This is a genomic window from Formosa sejongensis (assembly GCF_033447105.1).
In the GTDB taxonomy this organism is placed as follows: domain Bacteria; phylum Bacteroidota; class Bacteroidia; order Flavobacteriales; family Flavobacteriaceae; genus Formosa.
In genome coordinates this window covers 420,039-446,275 of record NZ_JAWQUN010000001.1, presented here as the reverse complement: position 1 = coordinate 446,275, position 26,237 = coordinate 420,039, and the positions used below count along the sequence as shown (strand labels likewise).

Genomic DNA, 26,237 nt, shown 5'->3' with positions numbered 1-26,237 from the left:
GTTTGTTTTAATTAGTTCAATACAATGGATTGAATTGAACGTGCTGGCATACTTAAATTTGCCGTTTTGCCATCTACAGATAACATATAATCCATAGCGTTATCACTTTCATTCATGGCCACAATAACAATACTACCATCTGTATTTTGAAACGTTGTAGCGCTTATATGATTTGCTGTTGTTCCGGTTGAAAGTCGTTTGGCTCCTGGACGTATAAATTTTGAAAAGTGACCAATATAGTAGAACGAATTTGTAAATATTAACTCATCCGTATTTGTATCGCCATGAACGGGTGCAAAACATAAGTTCCCTACATGATTTGGCCCACCTGTTTCATCTAATAAAATATTCCAATCAGTCCAAGCCACAGTTCCATTATTAAAATCGTTAATCATTGCTTTCCCGTAACGTTCGGCTAATTTTGGATCTTCAATTCTATTGAAATCATATTTTTCAGTGCAACCTTCAGTAAAAACTAACTTTTTATCAGGAAATGCTTCATACACTTTACCAACATTATCAAACATTGGCACACCATCTTTCCAATCTTCATACCAGTGAAAACCAATACCCCAAACGTATTTTGAAGCTTCAGGATCGCTTAAAATCACATTGGCTCTCTCGTATAATAAATCTCGGTTATGATCCCAAACAATAATTTTTTTATCTCCAAGTCCTTCATTTTCTAATGTTGGTCCTAAATAATTTTTTAAGAAATCGCGCTCTTCTTCAGCGGTATAAATACAAGATTCCCAAATTTGAGTGGCCATGGGCTCATTCTGAATAGTCAATCCCCAAATAGGTACACCTTCACTTTCGTAAGCTTTTATAAATTTCGCGTAATAATTTGCCCAAGGTTGTGCGAAATCTGGTTTTAATTTCCCACCATTTAACATCTCTCCATTTGTTTTCATAAACGCTGGAGGACTCCAAGGTGTAACATACATTTTTAAGGTTCCACCTGCAGCTTCAATAGCAGTTTTTATAAATGGTAATCTGTACTTTTGATCGTGTTCAATTGAAAACGTAGTTAATTCTTCATCGCCTTCTTCAACATATGTATAGCTTCCACTACTAAAATCACTACTATGAATGTGTGTTCTTGCTAACGAATAGCCAATTCCATTTTCAATACTGTAATAAGCTTCCATAAATTTGTCTTGATTTTCTTTAGACAATTTGTAAAAAGTTTCCGCAGAAGCATCAGATAACGCAGCTCCAATACCAACAAACGTTTGAAATGATTTTGAGGTATTTACGAAAATAGAAGCTTGCGTTTCTAAGGGTTGTATAAAATCTGAAAAAGCAACATTTTCTGAAGTTAATTTTAGTTTAACATCACTCACTGAGTTGGTAGTATATACTTTACTACTTGAAATTTTAATACTGTTAGCATTGCTTTTATCAGCAGTAACCACTATTTCATTTTCTGTTTTTTCTTTAGTAATACAACTGCTAAAAGCTAATGCGATTAGCAAACAACTAAGGACCATTTTTAAAGATTTTTTTTGTAACATACTGTTATTTTTTTTAAGAAAATTCATGTTAATTGACACCTTTTAAAGGTTGTATTCATACCAATTTTCAAATTATTCTAAAACCTAATTATTCGTTTTGATATACTCTTACATAATCTACTTCCATAGATGATAGGGTGAAATTTGGATCTATATCAAACCAAGCTCCTCCCATTGCAACATTTAATATTATAAATTGATTTGCCATAAAAGGCCAAGTATCATTCGTTTTATTTGATGGTTTGTATGTAAAATGCTCTTTACCATCAACTGAAAAAACAAGTTCTTCACTATCCCATTCCACTTCATAAATATGAAATGCTGTTGAAACATCATCAATGGTTTGCGAACCATGATTTACAGTTTCACCATAACTTGAAGGTGTGTGTGTAGCACTTTGAACAACGTTTTGATTGTAACCCCAATGTTCCATAATATCAATTTCACCACAAGCTGGCCACCCTGCGTTATCAATATTTGCACCAAGCATCCAGATGGCAGGCCAAGTACCTTCACCAAATGGTAGTTTAGCTCTTACTTGAACTTTTCCATAGGTAAAGTCATATTTACCTTGAGTTAACAGACGTGCAGACGTGTATGAAGCCCCGTTATAAGCTTCCTTTATCGCTGTAATTTTTAATAGTCCATCTTCAACAATTACGTTTTCAGGTCTGTCTGTATAATATTGTTTTTCTCCATTTCCCCAACCATTACTTCCTGTCCCAATATTATAGCCCCACTTTGTATCATCAGGGCTGCCATCAGTATCAAATTCATCACTCCAAACCAATTTATTAAACTGATTAGACACTAAAACAGTAACAGATTTAGAATCACTAATATAATCACCTGTACTAGAATAAGCGTACACGTACACTGTATATGTATTTGTACCTTTAGTTGTATAGGTATGTTCAATAGTTCCGGTGGAACTTTCAACTTCGGAACCTGTACCCAATCTAAAACCATATCTTACAGCATCTTTAGCAGATGCTACACATTTAATTACCCCTGAACCATCTCCATTAGGAAAATCGGTTGTAACGCCTTCAGTAGTAATTGTTAATGTTACGTTTGAAGGAATAATTGGTTGTGTTTCATCTGGTAATACTGGTAAATCTTCAGAACTATCTCCGCTACTACAAGAAATGAATAGTATTCCTACAATTGCTATAATTTTATAAAATCTCATCATATTTTAGATTGTAATTAGTGATTTGACAAATACTTATTTGAGAAATTACATTTAGATTTTCAGAAAAAACCAAACCTTTAAAATGAATTTATCGAATACTTTTTTTGAATGAAATAGGGAACAATTACACCTTTTTTTGTAGCGAGTATTTACTCTAGTAAATGAAAAATCACCCACCACGACAGTGCAATGGGTGATAAACCAAATTCAACAGTATAAAATTATTCAACTAATTTCAAGCGTAGTACTTGCTCTAATTAAGATTATTCTTCTGACTTAAATACCCAAGTCCAACCAGTTCCTCCTCCATTAGTTGGCACATATAAAACTAATTGCTCTTCTGTTAATGAAACGATTTCATATAATCCATCAGGATTACCTCTTGGTTCTTCAGACCCTAAAATATTACTATCATTAACTTGTAATAATTGGTTTTTAACATCTAACACAAAACTCCCTAATTGTTCTGCCCCACTACCATCATAATAAGTGTAGTTCGCTGCTCCATTTAAATCAAAGTGCATTTTTCCAGCGGCGTCAACAGGTGGGCAACAATCTCCTGCGGCATTCCACCAAGCTGTCCACGCACCATCTTTACTATCTGGAGGAGACATAAACCACCATAATTTACCATCTGGGCTAGGTCCACCATCAAAAACCCATGTTTTTCCTGCAACAGTATCATCTCCTACTAAATCGTACCAATCTTGATCTAAAGGATGATCTAACGCATCAATTTGTATATCAATTGTTTTTTCGAAAAATTCTGCTCCTAAAGTTCCTTTATAAGTGAACGTTGAAGTTCCGGGTATTGGATAAATAAGTGTAATCTCATTGGTTAAGGCTTTCCCTAAATTATAATTCCAGTACCCCGTAATTCCCGGAGTTACCATATTTAAAGTAATTTCATTACCACCAGAAGTACTTGCTGTAACGACTAATTCAACCCCTTCAACATCAGTAGTATTTACTAAAGTTTCTTCATCTACAATTGGATCACAGGCAGCAAAAAGCAACACCAATACAATTGAGAAATAACTTATTATTTTATTAATTTTCATATCGTTTCGTTTTAAAATTAAATTAACTCTACCATCCTGGGTTTTGATTATAAACTCCGTTTGATAATCGTATTTGTGTTTCAGGTATGGAAATCAACCCTTTAGTTTCAGGTCTATAATTCACTTTATAATTTCCTTCTACACCTGAATTATTTACTTGAATAGTTTGGCTAAATGCGGTGTCTACATCTCCCCAACGCACTAAATCAAACCAATGTAAACCTTCAAAAGCTAATTCATGTAAACGCTCTTGTTTTAAAGCTTCTATCGAATATCCTACTGGAATTAATCCTGCTCTTGATCGTACTCTATTCATTCCATCTGAAGTTCCTGAAATTTCTGAATGCATTAATAATACATCTGCGAAACGCATAAAAATAAAGTCTTGTGCATGCATTAATTGCATATCTGAATCTCCCCATTGATACATTTGAATGAACATTCCTGTAACATCTCCACCACCATCAGGTACATTTTGAATTGCAGTATACTTTTTATTCCAGTAGCCTGTTTCTTGATCTCCTTTACTTGGTTCGTATCCTGCTGTTCCTTGATCCGCTTCGCCAACTTTAATAATTGAACCTACCTTTCTTGGATCTGCATCATCCCATCCACTCCATAAAACTGGATTAATGGTACACCATCCCCATCCTTCTCCAAACGGAACTAATGACTGGCCACGCATTCCTGAGAATAAAGCAAATCTATTGGTATAAATATTTCCATTATCCCAACCCCAGTTACCAAAAGAATAACGTTGCATAAACATAGTTTCAGAATTCCCTGTTCCAAATGTTGGATTTGTGCCATCTTGTCCAACCCAAGCTAAACCTTCTGCTGCTGCCCAAGGCAATGTTGTGTCGTTATTTGCAACTTCATTCACATAAGAATAAGGCCATAAATTTCTAAAATCGCTTACTAATGCATATCCACTATTTTGAATACAATCGTCTAAATATGTTGTAACCTGTGAAGCGCTTAACGTACCTCCATCAACCAAAGGTAATTCTGAAGTTGCTTGACCATTCATGTTTGTCATATAACCTGTATAGTACAAGTAAACACGTGCTAAATAAGCTTCGGCGATCCATTTATTTGCATGCCCATAACTTGAAGTAGGAATACTTTGAAACGAAGTTGCTGGCATTCTTTCAATAGCAGTTACTAAATCTGAAGCAATTTGTGCATAGGTTTCTTCATAAGTAGCTCTAGGAATATCTCTAGGAGTATCTAAATTTATAATTAAAGGTACACCTCCAAAGAATTTTGCCAATCTAAAGAAATAGAAAGCACGCATAAAATAGGCTTCACCTATTGATTGATCTTTAAATGCTAAAGCTTCTTCTGGAGTATCAAAGAAAGAAGTAAAGTCTGTTGCCTCTGTCTTTTCTATAATTCCATTGGCTCTAGAAATACCGTTATAAGATTGTGTCCACATATCTTGATACGTATCATCTTGTGGGTCTTCAAAATTATCAGCCCATTTGGCTGATTTATCATCTGGCCCACCACCACCTAACATCATATTATCCATGAGGTTAGCTGCCATTGATTCATTACTATGAACATTTAAAGTATACATTGCATTATATACACCTGCCATTGCTTCATCAATATCTGTAGGTGTTTTGTAAAAACTCTCTAAACTTTTCCCATAGAGGTTTACCGTGTCTAATTCTGAAGAACAACTGGTTGCGAAAACCATTGCCATGAAAGCTATTAAATATGTTATTTTTTTCATCGTCTAAGTTTTTTTAATTAAAATTGAGCAGTTAGTCCCCAAATTACTGTTCTTGCTTGAGGATACAAGCCTAGATCAACTCCTGATGCCCAAGTTGTATCATCATTCCCACCGTAACTTACATCTGGATCCATTCCGTCATAATTAGTAAACGTGTGAAGGTTCGTTACTGCCATATATATATTCAACTTGGAAAACACATTGGCAGGGAGCATACTTTCAGGAAATTCAAACCCTACAGTTAAATTATTAATTCTTAGATAATCTGCATCATGCATGAAAATATCTGAAATATAATTTGTATTTCTATTTGATCCTGAAGTTAAACGTGGTAAAGTATTCGAAGTACCTTCTCCATGCCAGCGATCAAAAATAGAAGTCGTATAATTTTGAGTAAAATTATCAGCAAATGATCTATAGGATTGCATTACTTGCATTCCAAATTTCCCTGCTAATGTTGTATTGGCATAAAAACCTTTATACCCAACATTTAATTGAAATCCTAATTCTAAATCTGGATTTGGATTACCCAAATACGTTTTGTCACCTTCATCAATTACACCATCTTGGTTTAAATCTACAAAACGAACATCTCCAGGACGTTGATCAGAAAAATAAGGATCTCCACTTGGAGTCACATAAGCATCTACCTCTTGTTGATTTTGTAAAATACCATCAGTTTTATATCCGTAGAAATAACCAATTGGTTGCCCTACCTCTACTCTTGAGATATAAGAAGTCCCTTGTGATAATATACTACTAGCTCCAATAATAGAACCATCTGTATTTGCTATTCGAGTGACTTCATTTTTATTACTCGCTCCTGTAAGTGTAACACCATATTGGAAATCGTTAATTTCATCAGACCAACTTACAACAACTTCAACCCCTTCATTTTCAATATCACCTCCGTTAATATAAGGAGCACCTGCGCCTGAAGTTCCTAAAATTGGAGCTTCTAACAACCAGTCTTTTGTTGTTTTTTTATACCAATCAAAAGTTAATGCTAATCTAGAATCAAACATTCTTACATCAAATCCAAAATCTAACTGTTCTGAAGTTTCCCATGTAACATCTGGATTTGGAACTTTTGCTGGATATGCTGTTGTTCCTGAAACGGGTTTAGTGTCTCCAAAGAAATATCCAGGAAATACATAGGCAATTTGTGATGAATAGATAAAATTATCTATAGATTGGTTACCGTTTTGTCCCCAACTAGCACGAAGTTTTACAAAATCTAAATAGTCTCTAGTGTTATCCATAAAGTCTTCTTCAGACAATATCCAACCTCCAGAAAATGAAGGGAAAGTTCCCCAGCGATTTCCTTCAGCAAAATTTGAAGATCCATCTACACGTACAATTGCTGAAAACAAATACTTTTCTTTGTAGTTGTATTGCGCTCTTGCCATATAAGACATTAATCCTCCACCACCTGCGGCCCAATCTGCACCCCAAGTATTTATATCACTAATAGAAGCTGGATTTTCTGTATTTTGAAGATAAGCATATTCCATTTGACCAGGGAATAATAAATTAGCTTTGGATCCACCTACTTCATTATTAATTTGATTTTGTAATAACTCTGTACCTATTAAACCTGTAATTTGATGATCTCCAAATTGGCGCTCGTAGGTTGCCGTGTTTGTCCAAGTCCAAGTATTTCCAAAATACTGACTTTGAGTTGCACCATTAGTACTATTAGAATACAACCTTCCTAAATTATAAGTTGAACTCATAGATCTATTGTTTCCAAACCAAGTATTGATACCAAATGAAGAGCGTATTTTTAAATCTAGAATAGGTTCTATTTCTAGATAAACATTTCCAACAATAGTGTTGTTTTTATTATCGTTAAAATTACTTCGATAATACATTACTGCTAAAGGGTCATGTTGATTTCCTCCAACACCTTCTAAGGTTGGTGCAAATCCATAGGGATCAATATTGTAATCAATAGATCCCTGCCAATAAGCAGGCATCAATGGGTTTTGAACCAATGCATTGTGTAAATCATTGTAGTAAATATTACCCGTTGCTACAGATCTATTTTCAGAATTGGTATATGTCATATTTTGTCCAACTGTAATAATATTGTGCTCTTCATTTTTTCTTAACACAAATTCAGTATTCAGTCGTAGTGTTAATCTGCTATAGCCAGCATCAATTATATCTCCACCAATTATCCCTTTCTGGTCGAAGTAAGAAACACCCAATGCATAAACAGCATCCTCACTACCTCCTGTAATATTTAAGGCATAATTACTTACTGGAGCATCTGCCGTAGTCATCTCATCAATCCAATTAGTGCCTTCCCAACCATTTTGGAGATTATCCCAAATTTCTTGACCGTATTGTTCGGCAGCTTGTGGATAGTTAGTACTTAACCAAGCATTATTTTTAATTGCAGCTTCCCAATTTGTTGGTGCTAACCCATCATTTACTCGCCCTTCATCCATAATGTACATATACTCTTGTGCATTTAAAGGGTCTAAGTTTTTGTAAATGTTTTGAAATCCATAATAAGTAGAAAAAGTTATTTTTGCTTGACTACCCGCACGACCTTTTACTGTAGTCACTAATACGACCCCATTGGCTGCTCTAGAACCATAGATTGCAGCAGAAGCAGCATCTTTTAAAACATCGATAGACTGAATATCTGTTGGGTTTAGGTAATCAATGTTACCAACAGCTATACCATCTACAATATATAACGGCTCTGCATTTCCAATAGTACCAATCCCACGAATAGTTACCTTAGTACCTGCTCCAGGAGCTCCATTGTCTCGTGTAATATTTACACCAGCTGTAGTCCCTTGTAAAGCCTCCATAGCCGAAGGCGTGTTAAGAGCAGTAATTTCTGCACCAGTCTTATTAACACTAGACCCAGTAATTAATTCTTTTTTCATTGTACCATAACCTACTACAACAACTTCATCTAAACTTTGTAGATCTTCTTGCATGATTACATTTAAGGCGTTAAAATCCTTAACTACAATTTCTTGGGTGATGAATCCCATAAAAGAAAACACTAATGTTTCTCCTATTTCTACTCCAGAGATTGTAAAATCACCATCAAAGTCTGAAGCGGCTCCATGGGTTGTGTTTTTGACAATTACCGAAACTCCCGGCAAAGGAAGATCGTTTACACCTGAAACATTTCCTGTTATATCTTGCGCATACCCATAGGAGCATAGCATAAATAAACCTAGAAATAAAAAGTTCCTAAAAATTTGAATTTTCATAAATAATTTGGTTTTATTAATTAGTTTGTTTTTGTATTAATTTGAATTAATACTATTCAAAGTCCTGTAGAATGTTAATACAATTTCATCTTTTACCTATACCTATAGATTTAGACATAATATAAAATCATTTTTTTCTACTTGATTCTGAATACTTTAAATATATAGGAAAATGTTAAAAAAAACTTAAGAACAACCTATACAAAAAACATACAATCGCTAAATCCAATTGATAATATAGAATAGTTTTGAGGTAAAATAGCATAGAAATGCCCGTAAAATATGATTATTCAGCCTTATTTATATCTTTAAAAATTGAAGAAAAATAAAAGATAAAAAAATAACTATTTCGTTGTAGTAGCTAGAATGTTGTGGTAATGTTGTACTAATTTTAAACTGTTTTAATACAAAGCTGAGGTCTTTATATTTCTAAAATGTACTCAACAAGGCTTTTCTTGTGATCTAAGTTTAATTTTTTACGCAATCTGTATCTTTTAATTTCAACACTTCGAAGTGAAATATTTAGTAAAGGGGCTATTTCTTTGGACGATAAGTTTAAACGAAGGTAAGCACATAGACGAAGATCGTTTGGAGTAAGTACAGGGTGGACAGATTTCATTTTCTTCAAGAAATCACTATCGGCATTATTAAAAGCTTCCTGAAACATTTCCCAGTCACTATTTTTAGCCATATCCTTATCTATTATTTTTATAATGGGTTTAACACTCGAGGTGTCCTTTAAATTAGCCAACTCATTTTTTAAGGAATTTAAAAACTCATTATTTTTTACAATATTCATTGTTGAAGTCGCTAGTTCACGTGTTTTACCTTCAATTTCATTTTGTAATTTTTCGTTTTTCAAATTCATTATTTCTTTTTCAGACTTTAGCTGACTTAAAGTAAACTCACTTTGTTTTTTTTCTAATAATATTTGTTTTTGTTTATTAAAATATCTCTTATATAATAAATGCACTACAATTATTAGCACAATAAATAAAACGATATAAACTACAATTAGAGTATTTGAAATATACCAAGGCCTATTAATTGTAAAATGATAAACAATAGAATCTTCAGATACATTATGCCCTATTCGAGCATTTACTCTCAGGGTATAATCTCCAAAAGATAAATTCTCAAAAGATACTGATGATGACGGAGACCATTCACTCCACTCATTATACATGCCATCTAATTTGTATTGATAATTAACAATTAAATATTTATCAAATACAGGAACACTATATGTAAAATTTAAATTGTTTTCAGATGTTTTAAAATTTCCAATCTCATTTAAATTAACTGGCATTTTTTCACCATTTAAAGTACTTTTATTAATAGTGTTTAACGTTAATTTAAAATCTAGAAGTTTGGTTTTACTTAAATCTAATATTATATACCCTCTTGATGTTCCAAATAAATAACTTTGATCGTTTAGGCGAGACATACATTCATAACCTGAAATATCGAACCTTAATGATTTAGGAATTAATATTTTATTAATTTTAAAATCTTCAGAAAGTTCTCCTGGTGTAAAATAAGTAATACTATTATTGGTAAATCCCCATAACGTATTTGTCTCATCATCAACTATTAATCTACCAGAGACGTAAGTGTCATTAAGTAAAACTTCATTGGTTAAAAGTGTGTCTTTAATAAAAAAATCTTTAGAGGAATTAAATTTAAAAATTCCACTACTTGAGTTATAAATTAAAGCATCATTATAGTTAACAATTCCTGAACCTAGAGATTTTGGAGCAGATTGATCTATTAACTTTGTATAAACTTTTGTATAATCATCATTAAGAATTAGTTTAAATAACCCCATTAATCCATGATTAACAAATAACTGATTTGACTTATTTAAATATATTTGACGACAAGATATATTATCAAATCCTTCAATTTTATTCCTTAACCCCCAGGTATCACCCTCCTTTTCCAGAACATATAACCCATCATAATTTCCTTGTATTAATAAATTTGGATTATTTTCAATAGGTTCAAAATCCCAAGCCCCCATAACATCACAAACCAATTTTACAGAATCACCTTTTACTATAAAAGTTCCTGTATTGTGCCCACAAAACAAGGTGTCATCAAAAACCTCCAAACTCCAAACTTGCCCACTTGTTCCTTCTATAAACTTGAAGTTATCGTTTGTATTAAATTCTTTGTAAAACAATCCTTGATTTGTACCTAGATAAAGTGTATTGTCGTATAATCTTGAAGCGTAAACCGTACCTAGATTTCCACTTATATCATTATAAACACTGAAAGGAGAATTTAAATTTACAACACTAATTCCATTATCTAGCCCTAACCATAGATTTTGATCTTTATCCTCAAAAAGTGATAACACTGTATTATTATTTAAGCCCTTTTCTTGGTTAATAGCTGCTATTACATTTCCTTTTAAATCAACTTTATACATCCCATTTGAAATAGTACCTAAAATTAGGTTTCCATTTTTTAGTTGAATACTACTAAAAACGCGTTGATTTTTAATAACCTCATTTATAGGACTCTCCCAAGTTTCAATCTTTCCATTCTGCAACGTAAAAAACCCAGCATCTTGGGTTAAAAAAACTGTTTTACTATCAATTTTATAAATATTAACCAAGATATTATCTTGAAAGATGGGATCATTAGAAACTAAGACTTCTTTTCCCCGTTCAATTTTATAGATTCCATCAGCTACCTTTTGAAAGTAAATACTGCGATCAATTTCAAAAATTTTATATAAAACCGTTTCCGAATTAATTATATTAAATGTTTCATCTATTGTATTATAAATATAAATTCGATTTAAAGATTGAAATAAAACCCAATCCTCAAATATCAGAATAGTCCAAAAATTTTCATCATCAATTAAAAGCTCATCCAGTTTATCACTCAATGAATTGTACTCTAGTAATCCAAAATTATTTTTTTTCCAACACCCAAACTCCTTATAACTACCTGTATATATTCGATCTCCATCCACTTTAACAGACCTAATTATAGCCTTATTTGGAGATTGCCATAAATTCCATTTTTCACCATTATACTCTAACAAACCTTTATTATTTGCTACATATATATAATGTTCATCAGATTGGTCTATAGACCAATTTTGGTTATCAGCTCCATATATTTCTGCAGAAAAATTCTCAACAGGTGGTAATTCTTGTGCATAGCCAAAAAAGCAAATGAAATAACATATAAAAAATGTAACTTTTTTTAATAAATTCAAAAGATCTATAATTTAAAGATTGATACTTAATCGAATCCGAAATTTAAGAAAAAGATTATTGATAGATAATCTTTAATTATATTTTAAATTAAGACATTGTTTAAGATAACGATTCTATTTATTTCTAAAGTTGAGATTATAACCTAAGCAGAGCGTTTAATAACCATCATAATTACCCAATAGAGATTAAATAATAGCTGAATCAGGCTAAAATGATTATCAAAACCTGTTTAGTCTTATAAAAATTGTAATAATAAGCTAGCTTGTGGGCTTGCCCCGAGGCAGTTTATTTTGTATGCCGAATGCTACAAAAAATTAAATTGACGAATTTACTCAAGATATTATTAATAAGAATAAGTAAGAAGTAAATAAAATTATCAATTAATTTATTACTTTAAAAATAAACACAAAAGGATTAGAAAGTATGAACGTAAAGACTTAATGAACACCAGAGTGAAAGTGGAAATAAAAGACGAAATATCTTGAATTAAAACGCTTCAAAAAGAAATAGAATAACTTAAAAAGTTACTCCTTAAAAAAGATCCGGATGCTATGGTAGAGGAATCTTACTTGGAAGTAGCTACAGAGAAATTAGGATACAAAAATGTCTAACAACTCAAAAATAAACTCAATACCAAGCCTTAATAAAAGCAAAAAATAAAGCTAAAGGATTTGCTTCCTTATTAACTATATCCTGTAGTTTTGGTCTAAAACGATATGCTTATAATAAGTATAAAAACAGAGCTGATATATGTTTAAAACAGGAGCAATAGATTATTAATATAGTTAAAAAAAAGACGCAAACTCCTTCCTTAAGAAGGTGTTCGGAAATTTATAAAAGCATTAGACGAAGAATTTGGATTAAAAGAGAAAGATTATACTTGTTTAGTGGCTGTTTCTTTAGGTTACAAATCAGCTTCTGATTTTAATACTACTGACAAAATACCAAAATCTAGATTATTAGAAAGTGAAATAATAACAGTAGTTTAGAAAAATGACAAAATCAACATGCTTAAAATTACTTTTTATCAGCATGGTAGGTATCTCAAATTTACGATTAATAATAGTGTGGTAATTACAATTAAGCCTATTATAATTATCTTTACAAAAAAAACAGGAAACCATGAGCATGCTCCACCTAAAACTAGAAACAGATCCTCGCTGGGTTACCATCGTAGAAAGTAATATTGAAGAAATACTTACCGATCACGCTTGGTGTGAGCAAAAAGCAGCTACAAATGCCATTACAATTATTACAAATAATAGTGAACACCAAGAGCTAGTTACCGCATTATTAGAGTTAGCTAAAGAGGAGTTAGAGCACTTTCAAATGGTACACAATATCATTAAAAAACGAGGTTATACTTTAGGTCGCGAGCGTAAAGACCATTATGTAAATCAACTCTATAAGTTTATGAACAAAGGAGGAAACAGGCAACAAATTTTTGTAGATCGTTTATTGTTTTCGGCAATGATAGAAGCACGAAGTTGTGAACGTTTCAAATTACTATCTCAACGAATTAAAGACGAAGAATTATCTAAATTTTACCACGACTTAATGATTAGTGAAGCAGGACATTACACCACATTTATCACATTTGCTAGACAATACGGAAAAGGAATTGATGTTGATAAGCGCTGGCAAGAGCTCGTTTCTTTTGAAGGTGAATTAATAAAAAGTTACGGTAAAAGTGAAACTATACACGGCTAAACGGGATGCCTATTATAAGTATAAAAATAGAACTGATAAACGTTTTATACGGAAACAACAGATTATTAATACAGTTAGAAAAAGACGCATATCTCTTCCTAAAGAAGGTATTCGAAAACTTATAAAATCATTAGACGATGATTTACCAAGATCAATCTTAAAAACCACTAAATTTAGTGTATCAATTCTTAGTCAAAAAGAGGTTTTAAACTTTAACGGATCAAATGGAAAAGTTGGGGAGAATGTTATCTTTGAATAAAAAGTGTTTAGATTTTGAATATAGAATTAGCCCGTTATTTATTGCCAGAAGGACTATTAGAATACTTTGATATTGTAGCAGATAATACTACCAATAATCAAACTCACTTCTATTTAGAAGAAAAAAATAGACTCCCAGAAGAATACCGCTGTGAAATAGCAAAGTCAAAAGGATTCTTGTCAGAAATCACTATTGAAGACTTTCCGCTTCGAGGCAAACCTGTACTTCTACATATAAAAAGAAGACGTTGGACACTCGTTGATACTGGCAAAATCATAAAAAGAGATTGGAATTTAGTCGCTAAAGGCACTCGGATTACTAACGAGTTTGCCTCTTTTTTAAAAGAACTCTCTTGATAATCATGCTATAAGCGCTAAACGTTTTGGAGATTATTACAAGATAAAAGGAAAAACACTTCAGTTTCACTATAAAAATCATCTTAGCGACTTTAAAGATTGGGCTGAAAAGGATCACGCTAGTGATTGGCTACTCTATGGTAAAAATCTGGGTAGATATCTAAGCTTAGATGAGACTTCGCTTTCTAATGGAGAACTTTACACCATTGTAACCAATAAGGACGCCCATGGTAAAAAAGGAAGTATTGTTGCTATTGTAAAAGGCACCAAAGCACAGGATGTCATCGATGTGATTAACCAAATCCCTATAGAAAGACGAAACATGGTTAGGGAGGTGACTGTAGATATGGCGGGAAACATGAACTTAATCGCTAAAAAATGTTTTCCAAAAACAGATATCGTCACCGATTGATTTCATGTTCAAAAACTAGCATCAGAAGCTGTTCAAGAAGAACGTATTCGATTAAGATGGGACGTTATAGAGACTGAAAATAAAGCCATTTAAGAAGATCGAAATAAAGGAAAAGTATATCAAACTGAACTTCTTCAAAACGGGGATACACATAGACAGTTATTAGCTAGAAGCAGATATTTATTATTCAAATCAAAAACTAAATGGACGACAAGTCAAATAGATAGAGCTGAAATTTTGTTTCAACTATATCCAACTATTGAAAAAGCTTATAAGTTAGCTCAAGCACTAAGCTATATCTATGAAAACAACACCAATAAAGATGTAGCTAGACTAAAAATGGCACATTGGTACAACAAAGTAGAAAACTCTAATTTTAAGTCATTCAATACCATTGTAAGATCTATAAAGATGCACTACAAACCGATTTTGAACTATTTTAAAAACAGAAGTACAAACGCATCGGCAGAATCTTTCAATGCCAAAATAAAGGAATTTAGAGCGCAATTTAGAGGTGTAAGAGATGTGAAATTCTTCCTCTATAGATTAACTAAATTATATGCTTAATTTTCACTACTCCCCAGAAATATGTCTTGATCCTTTATTTTTCACTTATTAAACCTATAGAAAACAAAAAACCCTTATAAAACGTGTGTTTACAAGGGTTGATTTCTAACTTAGTAGCGGGAACTGGACTCGAACCAGTGACCTTCGGGTTATGAGCCCGACGAGCTACCTACTGCTCTATCCCGCGATATAAATCCTAACAACAAACTTAGCTTTTAACTCTCAGCTCATAATACTGACCTCGTTGTTTCGGACTGCAAAGATACAACCCTTTTTTGATATATCAAGCATTATTTTTAAAAATAATTAAATTAAATTGTATTCGCTTGAAAACCTGAAAGTTCACTATCTAAAAAAGAAACATTAATCTCTATAGGATTACAACAGACTTCACAATCTTCGATATATTGTTGTTTGGAAACTCCTGAATCCAACAACATCGAAATCTGCTCCCAACAATACGGACATGTAAAAAAGTGTTCTAACATGTCTTTTCTTTATATGAGATTAAAATTTAAATATATTAATAATCGGTGATTACTGTACCTGTCTCTATCGCTAGATATCCCTTTGGCATATGATCGGTAAAACTATAATACTCTTTATTAAAGTTGTTTTTCTTCAACATTAATGTTGTTAAATTATTTAGGTTACCTATTGATGCAGGCAAATACCCTGTAAACTTGTTATTTGTAATAATTAGTTCTTCCAAATTTGTTAGCTCACCAATTTCATTTGGTAATTCACCTTCAAAATCATTATCATGTAAGCTCAAATGTTCTAACTTTTTTAGGCTACATAATTGTTTTGGAAAATATCCTGAAAAATGATTTCTTCCTAATTGTAGAATTTCTAATTGCGTTAATTTTGTAAAGGTTGATGGTACATTCCCTTTAAATTTATTATGATATAAACTTAAAAATTCTAATTGCTGTAAATTACCAATCTCAACTGGTAAGAAACCTACAAATTCATTTAAAAACAACTCTAAACTAGTAAGATCTCTTAATTCTCCTATAGATCTAGGAATTGTTCCCCCTAAACTATTTGATGCTAAATTAAGTACTTTTAAATATGTTAATTCACTAATACTAGCAGGCAATTCTCCTCTTAAATTGTTACTTGGAAGATTAAGAGCAATAACATGGTCGTCGCTAATTGTAACGCCATACCATTCCTCTACGGGAGTATTTAAATCCCATGGTGTTTTCCAATATTCGCCATCTGTGGCATAGTATAAATTAACGAGTGCTTTCTTCTCATTAAATGGAATACTCGCCAAAGCGAAAAGGGATGAAAATAAACAGATTAAAGTAAGTTGAATTGTTTTCATTACGAAAAAGATTAGGGGGGCTATTAGTCAAACAATATTAACTAAAACATAGCTTAACGTCAAATTTTTTCGATGAAATACAGTTTTTGTTAACTTTCTAATTTTTCGATATCTATTTGCACAGCTTCCCAATCTGACATTAATGTTTTTAATTTCTTTTTCTTTTTATTATAAATGTCGAAAAAATCAGGTTTAGCAGCATATTCGTCATAATTTAATGCTAAATCTGTATCAGATTTTTTTATATCCTTTTCTAATTGACTAATTTGAGATTCGATTTTACTCAGTCTATTCTTTAAAGATTTTGATTTTTTCTGATCCTCGTAAGACGCGGTATTCTTTTCTTTTGGCTGATCTTTAATTACATTACGTTTTTCTACTTCTCTTAAATTTTCAACATTACGTTCTTCTAAGTAAAAATCTACATCTCCTAAGTATTCCTTTATTTTATGATCTTTAAATTCAACTACTTTATCAGTTAAATTTTGAAGAAAATCTCTATCATGCGATACTAATAACAACGTCCCTTCAAAACGTTTTAAAGCTGCCTTTAGCACATTTTTAGACTTAATATCTAAGTGATTGGTTGGCTCATCCATAACCAAAACATTAAAGGGCTGTAGCATTAATTTTGCCAATGCTAATCGGTTTCTTTCACCTCCAGATAATACACGAACATATTTTTCGGCTTCTTCTCCTCTAAATAAGAACGATCCTAAAATGTCTCGAACTTTACTTCTGTTCTTTTCATTAGCAGCATCAATCATAGTATCTAGAACGGTTTTATTTCCGTCTAAATATTCTGCTTGGTTCTGAGCAAAATATCCAATCTGTACATTATGGCCTAATTTTAATTGGCCTTCGTATTCTAACTCTCCAACAATAATTTTTGCTAACGTAGATTTACCTTGTCCGTTTTGTCCAACAAATGCCGTTTTACTGTCACGCTCTATGTGTAAACTTATACCCTGAAGCACTTTCTTATCACCATATTCCTTGACAATATTATTAGCTTCTACAACCACTTTTCCAGGAATAACTGACACTGGAAAGTTAAGCGTCATTACACTATTATCATCTTCATCGACTTCTATACGATCAATCTTATCTAACTTTTTAATAAGTGATTGTGCCATTGTTGCTTTAGATGCTTTAGCACGGAACTTTTCAATCAGCTTTTCTGTTTGCTCTATTTGCTTTTGCTGATTTTTCTGAGATGCCACTTGTTGATCTCTAATCTCCTGACGCAAAACCAAAAACTGAGAATATGCTTTTGGGTAATCGTAAATTCTACCTAAAGATATTTCTATAGTTCGGTTGGTTACATTATCTAAAAACATCTTATCGTGAGAAACAATAGCTACTGCTCCTTGATAATTTTTCAAGAAACCTTCTAACCAAATAATAGATTCTATATCTAAGTGGTTTGTTGGCTCATCGAGTAATAGAATATCATTATTTTGAAGTAATAATTTGGCCAATTCTATACGCATTCTCCAACCTCCAGAAAAAGTATCTGTCAATTTTTCGAAATCTTCACGCTGAAATCCTAACCCTTGTAAAATACGCTCGGTATTTCCTTGATAGTTATAACCGCCTATAATTTCGTATTGATGTTGCAAATCGTTTAAATCGACCATTAACTGGTGATACGTTTCACTTTCGTAATCTGTACGAATAATAAACTGTTCGTTTATATATTCCATTTTGGCCTCTAAATCCTTAATTTCTGTAAAGGCTTGATAAGCTTCTTCTAGAACTGTTCGACCTAAAACAAAATCTATATCTTGTCTTAAAAAGCCTATTTTTAAATCTTTATCTGCAGAAATCTGACCAGAATCTGGTTGTAAATCTTTAGATAAAATCTTCAGCATGGTCGATTTTCCGGCACCATTTTTACCAATTAAACCAACGCGGTCTCCCTGACCTAGTTTAAAGGTTATCTCTTCGAATAAATATTCACCCTGAAATGAAATAGATAAATTATGAATGTTAAGCATAGAATTGTTACAAATGTTACCAAACATTAAGCTATTAAATCTTAAGTTTGTGTTTTAAAATAAGTTGCAAAAATACATTAAATAAAATGTTTACAAAAGGATCGAAACTATATAGTATTTTTACTGGAGCTTGCCCTAAATGTCATCAAGAATCTATGTACGAAAATAAAAATCCGTATGTACTTAAAGACACTTTATTAATGCACGATAATTGTTCGCATTGTAATACAAAATATAAAATTGAACCTTCTTTTTTTTATGGTGCAATGTACGTAAGTTATGCCGTAGGTATAGCATTTGCCGTTGCCGCTTTTATTATTAGTCACATATTTATTGGCTCCGGATTATTAACAGCATTTATTGCAATAGTTTGTACTTTAATAGCATTTATGCCTGTAATAATGCGATTATCTCGTAATATCTGGATAAACATGTTTTTGAGTTTCGACAAAAATTTAGTAAATAAATAAAAAATTAAACTTCAGCATATCTACTTATATCGATTTCCGAGTCTAAATCCGAACCATTTTCTATAGTATTATACAGTTGTTTAGACACGTACGGGCCAATCATAACGCCTCGCGATCCTAAACCATTTAGCACATACATATTCTTATGTTTTGGATGCTCTCCAATCAATGGTCTTCTATCTTTTACTGTAGGTCGAACTCCTGCGAGTTGGTCTATAATAGTAAAATCGCACTTTAAAAACGTTTTTAACTTCGTTAATAATTGATTTTTTCCGGCTTCGGTAGTAAGATTTGTCTTGTCTGTGTTTTCGTAAGTCGCTCCTACTTTATATAAGTCTTCTCCTAAAGGCATTAAAAACAAACTAGACTTTACCAAATAATCGATTTTTAATTCGGGAGCGTGAATAATTAGTAGTTCACCTTTAGATCCTTGTAATGGTAAATAATTGAAAAATGGATTTTGTTTCATTCCAAAACCTTCAGCAAAAACGATATGCTTTACTTTTATATTCTGATATGTGAATCCTGTATCTGTAGATTTTAAATCTTCATATATAAACCCTCTTTCATCTAATTCATCATGCAACTTTAAATATTTTCTGTAAGATGAAATTAATGTAGAGGTATCTATTCTTCCTGTAAGAAGCACTTCCCCAAATCCTAAATCAGCATCTAAAGACGCATTTGTGTTTTTAATTAATTGAGTAGAAAGAAATTCACCAACATTAGGTTTATCTGAAGCTGCAAACCAATTATTCTGATCTTCGGAAGATACAAATCGTCTATAAACAGGAAGTTTAAAATCTAAAGTGACTCCCAATTTAGATTCTAAATTAAGGTAAAAAGGCAAAGCCAAATCTAATTGTTCTTGACTTTTCCAAACTGCGGTAAATCGCTTTAAAATAACAGGATTATACATCCCTCCTGCGACATTAGATGATTGCTGGGATTGATTATCAAAAACCAATACAGATTTGTTATTCGTTTTTACCTGCTCAATAAAAGACACACCTGCAAGCCCACAGCCTACTATTAAATAATCTACTTCTTTCATGGTTCAAAGATACTGTGTTTAAAAATATGGGAATACTAAAAAGGCCCGCAAATTGCGAGCCTTTTTAAATAAGATATGATATTATGGACTTAGTAAGACCACATATCTAATTCGAAATTTCTAATATTTTCTTTAATTCTATCAGATTCTAATAACTGCATTAAAGCGTTATCTGAGATATATTCGTCAACTTCTCTGTCTCCATAAACATTCTCTTCTTTAAAGATATATCCGTTAAAACGTCTAGAGTTTAAAATATGATCAAAACTGAATGGAACTGCACTATTGTTACTATTAAAAGCTTTTGCTTCATGCAACACTTGTCTAGCATCTGGATAGAACACCCAGAATAATGGAATTAATTCTGGAGTATCAGAATCGATAAAGTTAACATCTGGTGCTACGGGAGCAATACCTAATAAACGGTATTTTAACTCAGACTGACGCTTATCGAAATACCAAAGTCCTTTAATCCAATATTCAGTAATATCGTAAGAAGAGATAGATCTTTTACTTATATATTGCTCATCTACTACACCTTCAGCATTGTATTGTTCAAAACCAAGATCTGTAGTATCTACTAAAACTAATGCATCTTGAATATCTACTAATGTTCTTTTGGTAGTAAAATAAGAATCGTCGTAAATATTTACAATCTTACCGTCTTTAATACTTTTTAAAAGCACATCGTAAAGTGAACGTCTGTTATTTCCAATATTATTTGTATCTACAGGATAATATAAAGGAAAATTTACACGCTCGTCTAACACAATTTTTTCCCAGACCATTTTAGAAAACAATAGATCACGATCGTCTACATAACCATATTCTAAAGGCTTATCATTATCTAATGCTTTTTGTGCATCAGTTCTCTGACCGATTTCGTCTGGGCTTTTAGCATTTAAGATATTGGCTTGTGCAAATGATGCTGAAGCAACAAAAACGCTACATAGGATTAATAAAAAACTTTTATAATTCATTGTTTAAAATTTAAAATGTTGTGCTAATCTACTTAGAGATGCTTAGTCTTTTAATTAGTTTGAAAGCTCAATTAAGATCGGAGATACTTTCTTCAATTTATACGATGTGTTTCCGCTAATTTGAGCAGAAATATCGAAAATAGTTATTGCGTCTCCACGTCTTGCTTTACGTAAAGCAGCTTTTGCTTTATCGTTAAGTTTAGTTCCTCCAACAGTAATAGTTGGTTGTCCAGGGATTTTAATTTTGAAAGATGTTACTTTTAAAGGTAAATCGAAATCGAAATCATCCAATTTAGCTCCAATAGTAGAAATCTCTAAAGCATTACGTTGCATGGTAACATTACCATCTTCACCACGTATTGTTCCTGTTGGACTAGGAATATCTTTAATTCTAAATGTAGCTTTATCAGATACTGGTTTCCCATCAGGTAAAGTACCAGTTACACTAATAGTAACTTCTCTTCCTTGTCCAGGATTCATAACGTATTTACCAACTCCAGAACCTTTCTTTAATCCAGCTGCACTAGCATTTACTTTATTGTCTGCAATACCAGCGAATGAAATAGTCATGGGGTTAGCAACACCACGATAAACTACATTCATTTTGTCTGCAGAAATAGTTGCTGCATTTGGCATTGGAATGGTTGCGAATGTTGATTTTACAGGAACTTCTACAGCTTCTCCATCTTGAATAAACGTTAATGTACCTGCTATTACATGTTCTCCCGCACTTCCCGTTCCGAACTTTAATTTCACTTTACCATCTTCTACAGTATATTGCGCTGGTGTTAATGGTTTACCATCTAAAGTTAATTCAACTTTGTTTGGTTTAGTAGAACCATCTTTACGACCTAATACAATATTACCATCGAAAGTTTCTCCGTTAAAATAAGCAGATTTAGAAGTTTCTAATAACGTAGTATAGTTAGTCATTGAAGCTTCTGCCGCCAAAGAACCAGATAACATTCTATTTAGAATTTCTGAAGATGTACTTTTAACGTCAGATTGTAATTGTGTAATTTTAGTTAAAGAAGCTACTAAAGGAAAACCTTTATAGTTATAATCTAACCAATCTACTTCTTGACCATCTCTATTTTTTACTGGTGCAGTACTAAACTCTTCTTCTACATCTAATGCTATAGGAGCTAATTTAGGATCTGTATTTAAAACAGCAGCAACTCCATTTCTAAAGTTTGCAATCTGAGTTAGAAACTCATCTCCTTCCGGCTTATATCCGTTAGGCTTAAAGAAAAATTCATCTAAGAAATCTCCTTTATCCATTGTTTCATAATCTCTAGGATCTTCAATACCAGCAAGCATTTTGCCTTTTAAATCGTCTAAATATGAATTAAAATCTGTAACTAAAGTTTTAATTTCATTAGCTTTAAGCTTAAGTGGCTTAAATTTCTCTGGTTGCTCTTCTGCTTTTAAATCCAGGTTTGATAATAATGCGAGATTACGTTCTGTAGTCGCTTTGTTAGAATCTTCTAACTTTTCATTCATCATTCCAAATGCTGATAGCACTTCTTTTGACATATTCAACGCTAACATCGCGATGAAGATTAAATACATCAAGTTAATCATTTTCTGCCTTGCAGATAAATTCCCTCCTGCCATGTCTAATTAGTTTTTTAAGTTATTAGTAAATAGAACTATATATTCTAATTAGTGATTATTTTTTTGTCATTGCTGAAAGCATTCCACCGTATACACCATTTAAAGATGATAAGTTAGAAGCTAATGATTGCATTTGATCTTTTAATTTTTGAGCATTTTCTACAGACTCTTGATTGATTGAAGTTTGACGACTTGCGCTCTCCAATTGAATCTTATACATACTGTTTAAAGACTCCATTTGTGATGCAGCGATAGACATTTCTTCACCATATTTTTTTGTAGAAGCAATAGAATCTACTGCAGGACTAATACCTTTTGCAGCACCTTCAAAGTTTTTAATACTAGAACCAAGACTTGCCATTAATTCAGCATCAATTTTAGCATCCTTTAATAAATTATCTAATTTTTTAGATAATAAACCTTCAGCATCTTTAGGCTCTTCTTTTTTACTTTTACTAGTTTGCATTGCTCCTCCAGATAATTCAGGATAAACTAAAGACCAATCTAATTCGTTGTCTACTGGTTCGAAAGCAGAAATTGCGAAAATAAGTGCTTCTGCAACAAGACCAATAGTTAATAAGTTATTCCCATTTAAAATACCAAATTCTATGTGGGTAATTTTAAATAATGCACCAATAATTACTACTGATGCTCCCAGCCCATAGGCCATATTCATAAATCTTTTACTTGCTTTTGATTGTGCCATAATTTCTAAATTTAATTAAGGAATACCCTTAAATAGGTTGATTAATAATGATTAATATTTAGGTTAAGTTAAAAAAATTAATTTATCGTCCGCTACCACCACTAGTGATATCTGTTCCCATATAATCTTGAACAGTTCTAAAACCAATATAGCTTCTTGCAGAGTCTGCGTATTCATAATCTCTTGAGCTTACTTGTAAGAAATATGCAACATCTTTCCAAGAACCACCTCTTACACCTTTACGTTGGCTATTGTGGTCGTTTACACTTGGGTTAATAGATGAAATATATTCATAAGATCCTGGATCGTAAGAAGAAGATACCCATTCTGCAACATTTCCTGACATATTATATAAGCCAAAATCGTTCGGTTCGTAAGATCTTGCCTCTACAGTATATAATGCTTGATCTGCAGCATAATCACCTCTTAAAGGTTTAAAGTTTGCCATAAAACAACCTCTATCGTCTTTAGCATAAGGTCCACCCCAAGGGAATGTTGCTGCTTGAAGACCTCCACGTGCCGCATATTCCCACTCTGCTTCAGATGGTAATCTGAAAGAGTTTACATACTGCATTTTTTTATCTTTTTGATATGAATTTTTGTATAAAGTTCTCCATTGACAGAATGCATTTGCTTGTTTCCAACTTACACCTACAACAGGATATTCACCATAAGCATCATGCCAGAAATAGTCATTATGCATTGGCTCGTTATACGAATATGCAAAATCTCTAATCCAAGCTGTAGTATCTGGATATACTTGAATTTCTTCAACCATTACAACATCACTACGTTTAAGATTTTTATTCTTAGCCGCCTTCTGAATATCTAAATAGGTATATTGAAATTTAAATTTATTAACATCCCAAGTACGTTGACCATTATAAGATTCTTCTAAAGGAATATGCATAGTGTCCATTACTTCTGCATAATATTCGTCTGGATATTCAGCTTCTTCAAAAACAAGATCTACACGCTTATTTAGTTTTCTTCCTTCATTTCCTGTAGGTCCTAAACCACTATAGTTGTCTAGCATATATTTTTCGTATACTGTCATACTAGCGGTATCTGCATCCGTAAATGCATATTCACCAATACCACCATCTTCAGGAGTTTTTCCAACTTCGTCTGCTAAAACAGCTAATCTCGTTCTAATAATAGAATCACGAACCCAGTTAACAAATTGTCTATACTCGCTATTGGTAATCTCAGTTTCGTCCATATAGAATGCACGAACAGTTACCGTTTTTGAAGGCGCATCTTGTATGCCTGCTAAATCGTCGTCTGCTTTACCCATTATAAAAGAACCTCCAGGAACTAATGCCATTCCATAAGGTTTTTCTGGGTGCCATCTTTTTCCTTTAACTCCAGTAAGCTCTCCTCTGTCTCCAGAGCCACAACTCATTATTACTGCTAAAACAACTGTTAATAAAACTATTTTTTTCATATCCATAGAAAACTTGAGGTTATAATTGGTACCTAAAATTTAAGAGCGTAAACATATTTATATATTTTCTAAAAAACAACTTTTTTGAGGAAAAATTAATCATTTCATCGTAAAAAGATGCGTTTAGTCGATGAACTGTACGTTTCGTCCAATTTATATGCCCTTTAAACGCAATTCTTTTGATAGGCCTTAAACCATCTCGCGGGAATTATGTTATTGCAAGCATCTAAATAATCTTGATGCATACAGGGTAATAACGTGTGTCTCTTTAATTTATTATTGATTTCATTTAAAAATGGGATCTCAATCCACCAACGTCCAGTCTTGACGCTTTTGTAAAAATTGAGTTCTTGGGAGTCGACTAAAGTAATAAATTTTTGGTAAATATGTTCGTTTTTAAAATCACTATCATCTACTCTATTATTCAGTCCTTCAATAAAGTACCAAATCATTTGAGAGATTAATACACATGTAATTTCGTCGTCTTGAGAGGGCTTATATTCAAAGATACCTAAAGCACTCACTTTATTACTAATACCTGCATATCTTGTAATAGCACATATTTCTTTACCATCTAAACCATTAGGAGAAACCTTTTGGTTTAAGCTAACTTCAGAAGCTTTCATAGATCCTAAATCTATAGTTACTATATTGGCATCACGCATAACAGGTTCTACCAAAGTAATATCGTTAGACACTTGCCCTAAACGATACGCTTCAAAATATAATGTTTCCATCAAATCTATTTGTTCTTGCGAATTAAAATAGGTCTGATAGCCAATAGTTGCATAATTAAATAGATTGTAAGGCTCTTCTAAAATAATTTTACCAACAAAACTATTATTTTTAATAGGTTGAGCTAAATCTCCTAAATCGAAATTGCTATCTACATTAACAATGTTAACCATTGGAATAAGACTGTCGAATGCACGATACATAGGATATGTAAGATCTTGACTTCCGCCAAGTACAACCGGAATTATTTTTAATTTCACTAATTCTGAAACGGTTTCTTTTAACGCATAGTACGTATCTTCTACAGTTTCTCCTTTATAAATATCTCCTAAATCTGCTATAGTCGTACTCCAACTTCCAGGATATAATTTATATAAAGCGTTACGGATTTCGTTTAAATTGAAATCTTCCCCAATATAATTAACGTCGTTTCGATTTTCTAAAACACCTATAATAGCGACATCCACACCTTCTAGGTCTGGAATACCACTTTGTTTAGAATGAATTTTTAATTTTTGTCCGAATGCTTGTGGCGACAATAACGCGTTATGTGCCAAAACAACATCGGGAACAGGAGCCAAAAAATTAAGGTCGGCCAT

Annotated in this window: 19 protein-coding genes, 1 tRNA gene and 1 pseudogene; 5 read left to right on the top strand and 16 right to left on the bottom strand. The window is 32.4% G+C overall.

All coding sequences use genetic code 11. The features are described from left to right. Positions 1 to 11: 11 nt before the first annotated feature. The 6 genes from R6X41_RS01885 to R6X41_RS01860 form a co-directional block, all read right to left on the bottom strand. The gene (locus tag R6X41_RS01885) at positions 12 to 1,517 is read right to left on the bottom strand and encodes a glycoside hydrolase family 30 protein (RefSeq protein WP_318496960.1); all 1,506 of its coding nucleotides are present in this window, start codon (positions 1,515 to 1,517) and stop codon (positions 12 to 14) included. Between the two features lie 88 nt (positions 1,518 to 1,605). Continuing rightward, on the bottom strand, positions 1,606 to 2,712 hold the full coding sequence (locus R6X41_RS01880; protein WP_318496959.1) for a glycoside hydrolase family 16 protein: 1,107 nt from the start codon (positions 2,710 to 2,712) through the stop codon (positions 1,606 to 1,608). A 263-nt stretch (positions 2,713 to 2,975) separates the two neighbouring features. Then, positions 2,976 to 3,773: a hypothetical protein gene (locus tag R6X41_RS01875; protein WP_318496958.1), complete on the bottom strand. Its 798-nt coding sequence runs from the start codon at positions 3,771 to 3,773 to the stop codon at positions 2,976 to 2,978. Positions 3,774 to 3,801: 28 nt separating this feature from the next. Beyond that, positions 3,802 to 5,514 carry a RagB/SusD family nutrient uptake outer membrane protein gene (locus R6X41_RS01870; protein ID WP_318496957.1) on the bottom strand — a complete coding sequence of 571 codons (1,713 nt, stop codon included), beginning with the start codon at positions 5,512 to 5,514 and terminating at the stop codon, positions 3,802 to 3,804. Positions 5,515 to 5,531: 17 nt separating this feature from the next. Beyond that, complete coding sequence (locus R6X41_RS01865; protein WP_318496956.1) at positions 5,532 to 8,756, bottom strand: SusC/RagA family TonB-linked outer membrane protein; 3,225 nt, start codon at positions 8,754 to 8,756, stop codon at positions 5,532 to 5,534. Between the two features lie 421 nt (positions 8,757 to 9,177). Continuing rightward, a complete protein-coding gene (locus R6X41_RS01860; RefSeq protein ID WP_318496955.1) occupies positions 9,178 to 11,991 on the bottom strand; it encodes a helix-turn-helix and ligand-binding sensor domain-containing protein in 2,814 nt (937 codons plus the stop codon). Positions 11,992 to 13,120: 1,129 nt separating this feature from the next. Between R6X41_RS01860 and R6X41_RS01855 the strand changes: the two genes are divergently transcribed. From R6X41_RS01855 to R6X41_RS01840, 4 genes and pseudogenes are all read left to right on the top strand, one after another. Continuing rightward, positions 13,121 to 13,702: a MiaE family protein gene (locus R6X41_RS01855; RefSeq protein WP_318497037.1), complete on the top strand. Its 582-nt coding sequence runs from the start codon at positions 13,121 to 13,123 to the stop codon at positions 13,700 to 13,702. Then, positions 13,683 to 13,961: a hypothetical protein gene (locus tag R6X41_RS01850; RefSeq protein ID WP_318496954.1), complete on the top strand. Its 279-nt coding sequence runs from the start codon at positions 13,683 to 13,685 to the stop codon at positions 13,959 to 13,961. The genes R6X41_RS01855 and R6X41_RS01850 overlap by 20 nt, the downstream gene beginning before the upstream one ends. Positions 13,962 to 13,975: 14 nt before the next feature. Beyond that, entirely contained in the window at positions 13,976 to 14,317 is a 342-nt protein-coding gene (locus tag R6X41_RS01845) for an ISAon1 family transposase N-terminal region protein (protein WP_318496953.1), read from the top strand. Positions 14,318 to 14,327: 10 nt separating this feature from the next. Next, a pseudogene (locus R6X41_RS01840) lies at positions 14,328 to 15,296 on the top strand (ISAon1 family transposase). A gap of 114 nt (positions 15,297 to 15,410) precedes the next feature. Here R6X41_RS01840 and R6X41_RS01835 read toward each other — a convergent pair. The 4 genes from R6X41_RS01835 to R6X41_RS01820 form a co-directional block, all read right to left on the bottom strand. Next, positions 15,411 to 15,483: transfer RNA gene (locus tag R6X41_RS01835), tRNA-Met, on the bottom strand. Between the two features lie 124 nt (positions 15,484 to 15,607). Further along, positions 15,608 to 15,784 (bottom strand): CPXCG motif-containing cysteine-rich protein, encoded by a 177-nt coding sequence (locus tag R6X41_RS01830; protein ID WP_318496952.1) that lies wholly within the window; start codon positions 15,782 to 15,784, stop codon positions 15,608 to 15,610. Positions 15,785 to 15,819: 35 nt separating this feature from the next. After that, entirely contained in the window at positions 15,820 to 16,629 is an 810-nt protein-coding gene (locus R6X41_RS01825) for a Two component regulator three Y domain protein (protein WP_318496951.1), read from the bottom strand. Between the two features lie 89 nt (positions 16,630 to 16,718). Further along, positions 16,719 to 18,629 (bottom strand): ABC-F family ATP-binding cassette domain-containing protein, encoded by a 1,911-nt coding sequence (locus R6X41_RS01820; protein ID WP_318496950.1) that lies wholly within the window; start codon positions 18,627 to 18,629, stop codon positions 16,719 to 16,721. Between the two features lie 86 nt (positions 18,630 to 18,715). Between R6X41_RS01820 and R6X41_RS01815 the strand changes: the two genes are divergently transcribed. After that, on the top strand, positions 18,716 to 19,099 hold the full coding sequence (locus R6X41_RS01815; protein ID WP_318496949.1) for a DUF983 domain-containing protein: 384 nt from the start codon (positions 18,716 to 18,718) through the stop codon (positions 19,097 to 19,099). A 4-nt stretch (positions 19,100 to 19,103) separates the two neighbouring features. On the opposite strand, the gene R6X41_RS01810 is transcribed toward R6X41_RS01815, so the two are convergent. The 6 genes from R6X41_RS01810 to R6X41_RS01785 form a co-directional block, all read right to left on the bottom strand. Beyond that, the gene (locus tag R6X41_RS01810; protein WP_318496948.1) at positions 19,104 to 20,153 is read right to left on the bottom strand and encodes an NAD(P)/FAD-dependent oxidoreductase; all 1,050 of its coding nucleotides are present in this window, start codon (positions 20,151 to 20,153) and stop codon (positions 19,104 to 19,106) included. A gap of 89 nt (positions 20,154 to 20,242) precedes the next feature. Then, positions 20,243 to 21,133 carry a type IX secretion system ring subunit PorN/GldN gene (gene porN, locus R6X41_RS01805; RefSeq protein ID WP_318496947.1) on the bottom strand — a complete coding sequence of 297 codons (891 nt, stop codon included), beginning with the start codon at positions 21,131 to 21,133 and terminating at the stop codon, positions 20,243 to 20,245. Positions 21,134 to 21,187: 54 nt separating this feature from the next. Beyond that, positions 21,188 to 22,750, bottom strand: coding sequence for a type IX secretion system motor protein PorM/GldM (porM, locus tag R6X41_RS01800; RefSeq protein WP_318496946.1), 1,563 nt, complete (start codon positions 22,748 to 22,750; stop codon positions 21,188 to 21,190). Between the two features lie 55 nt (positions 22,751 to 22,805). Beyond that, a complete protein-coding gene (gene porL / locus R6X41_RS01795; RefSeq protein WP_318496945.1) occupies positions 22,806 to 23,456 on the bottom strand; it encodes a type IX secretion system motor protein PorL/GldL in 651 nt (216 codons plus the stop codon). 82 nt (positions 23,457 to 23,538) lie between these two features. Further along, positions 23,539 to 24,903: a T9SS ring complex lipoprotein PorK/GldK gene (porK, locus tag R6X41_RS01790; RefSeq protein ID WP_489670883.1), complete on the bottom strand. Its 1,365-nt coding sequence runs from the start codon at positions 24,901 to 24,903 to the stop codon at positions 23,539 to 23,541. Positions 24,904 to 25,067: 164 nt separating this feature from the next. Continuing rightward, a complete protein-coding gene (locus tag R6X41_RS01785; protein ID WP_318496943.1) occupies positions 25,068 to 26,237 on the bottom strand; it encodes a formimidoylglutamase in 1,170 nt (389 codons plus the stop codon).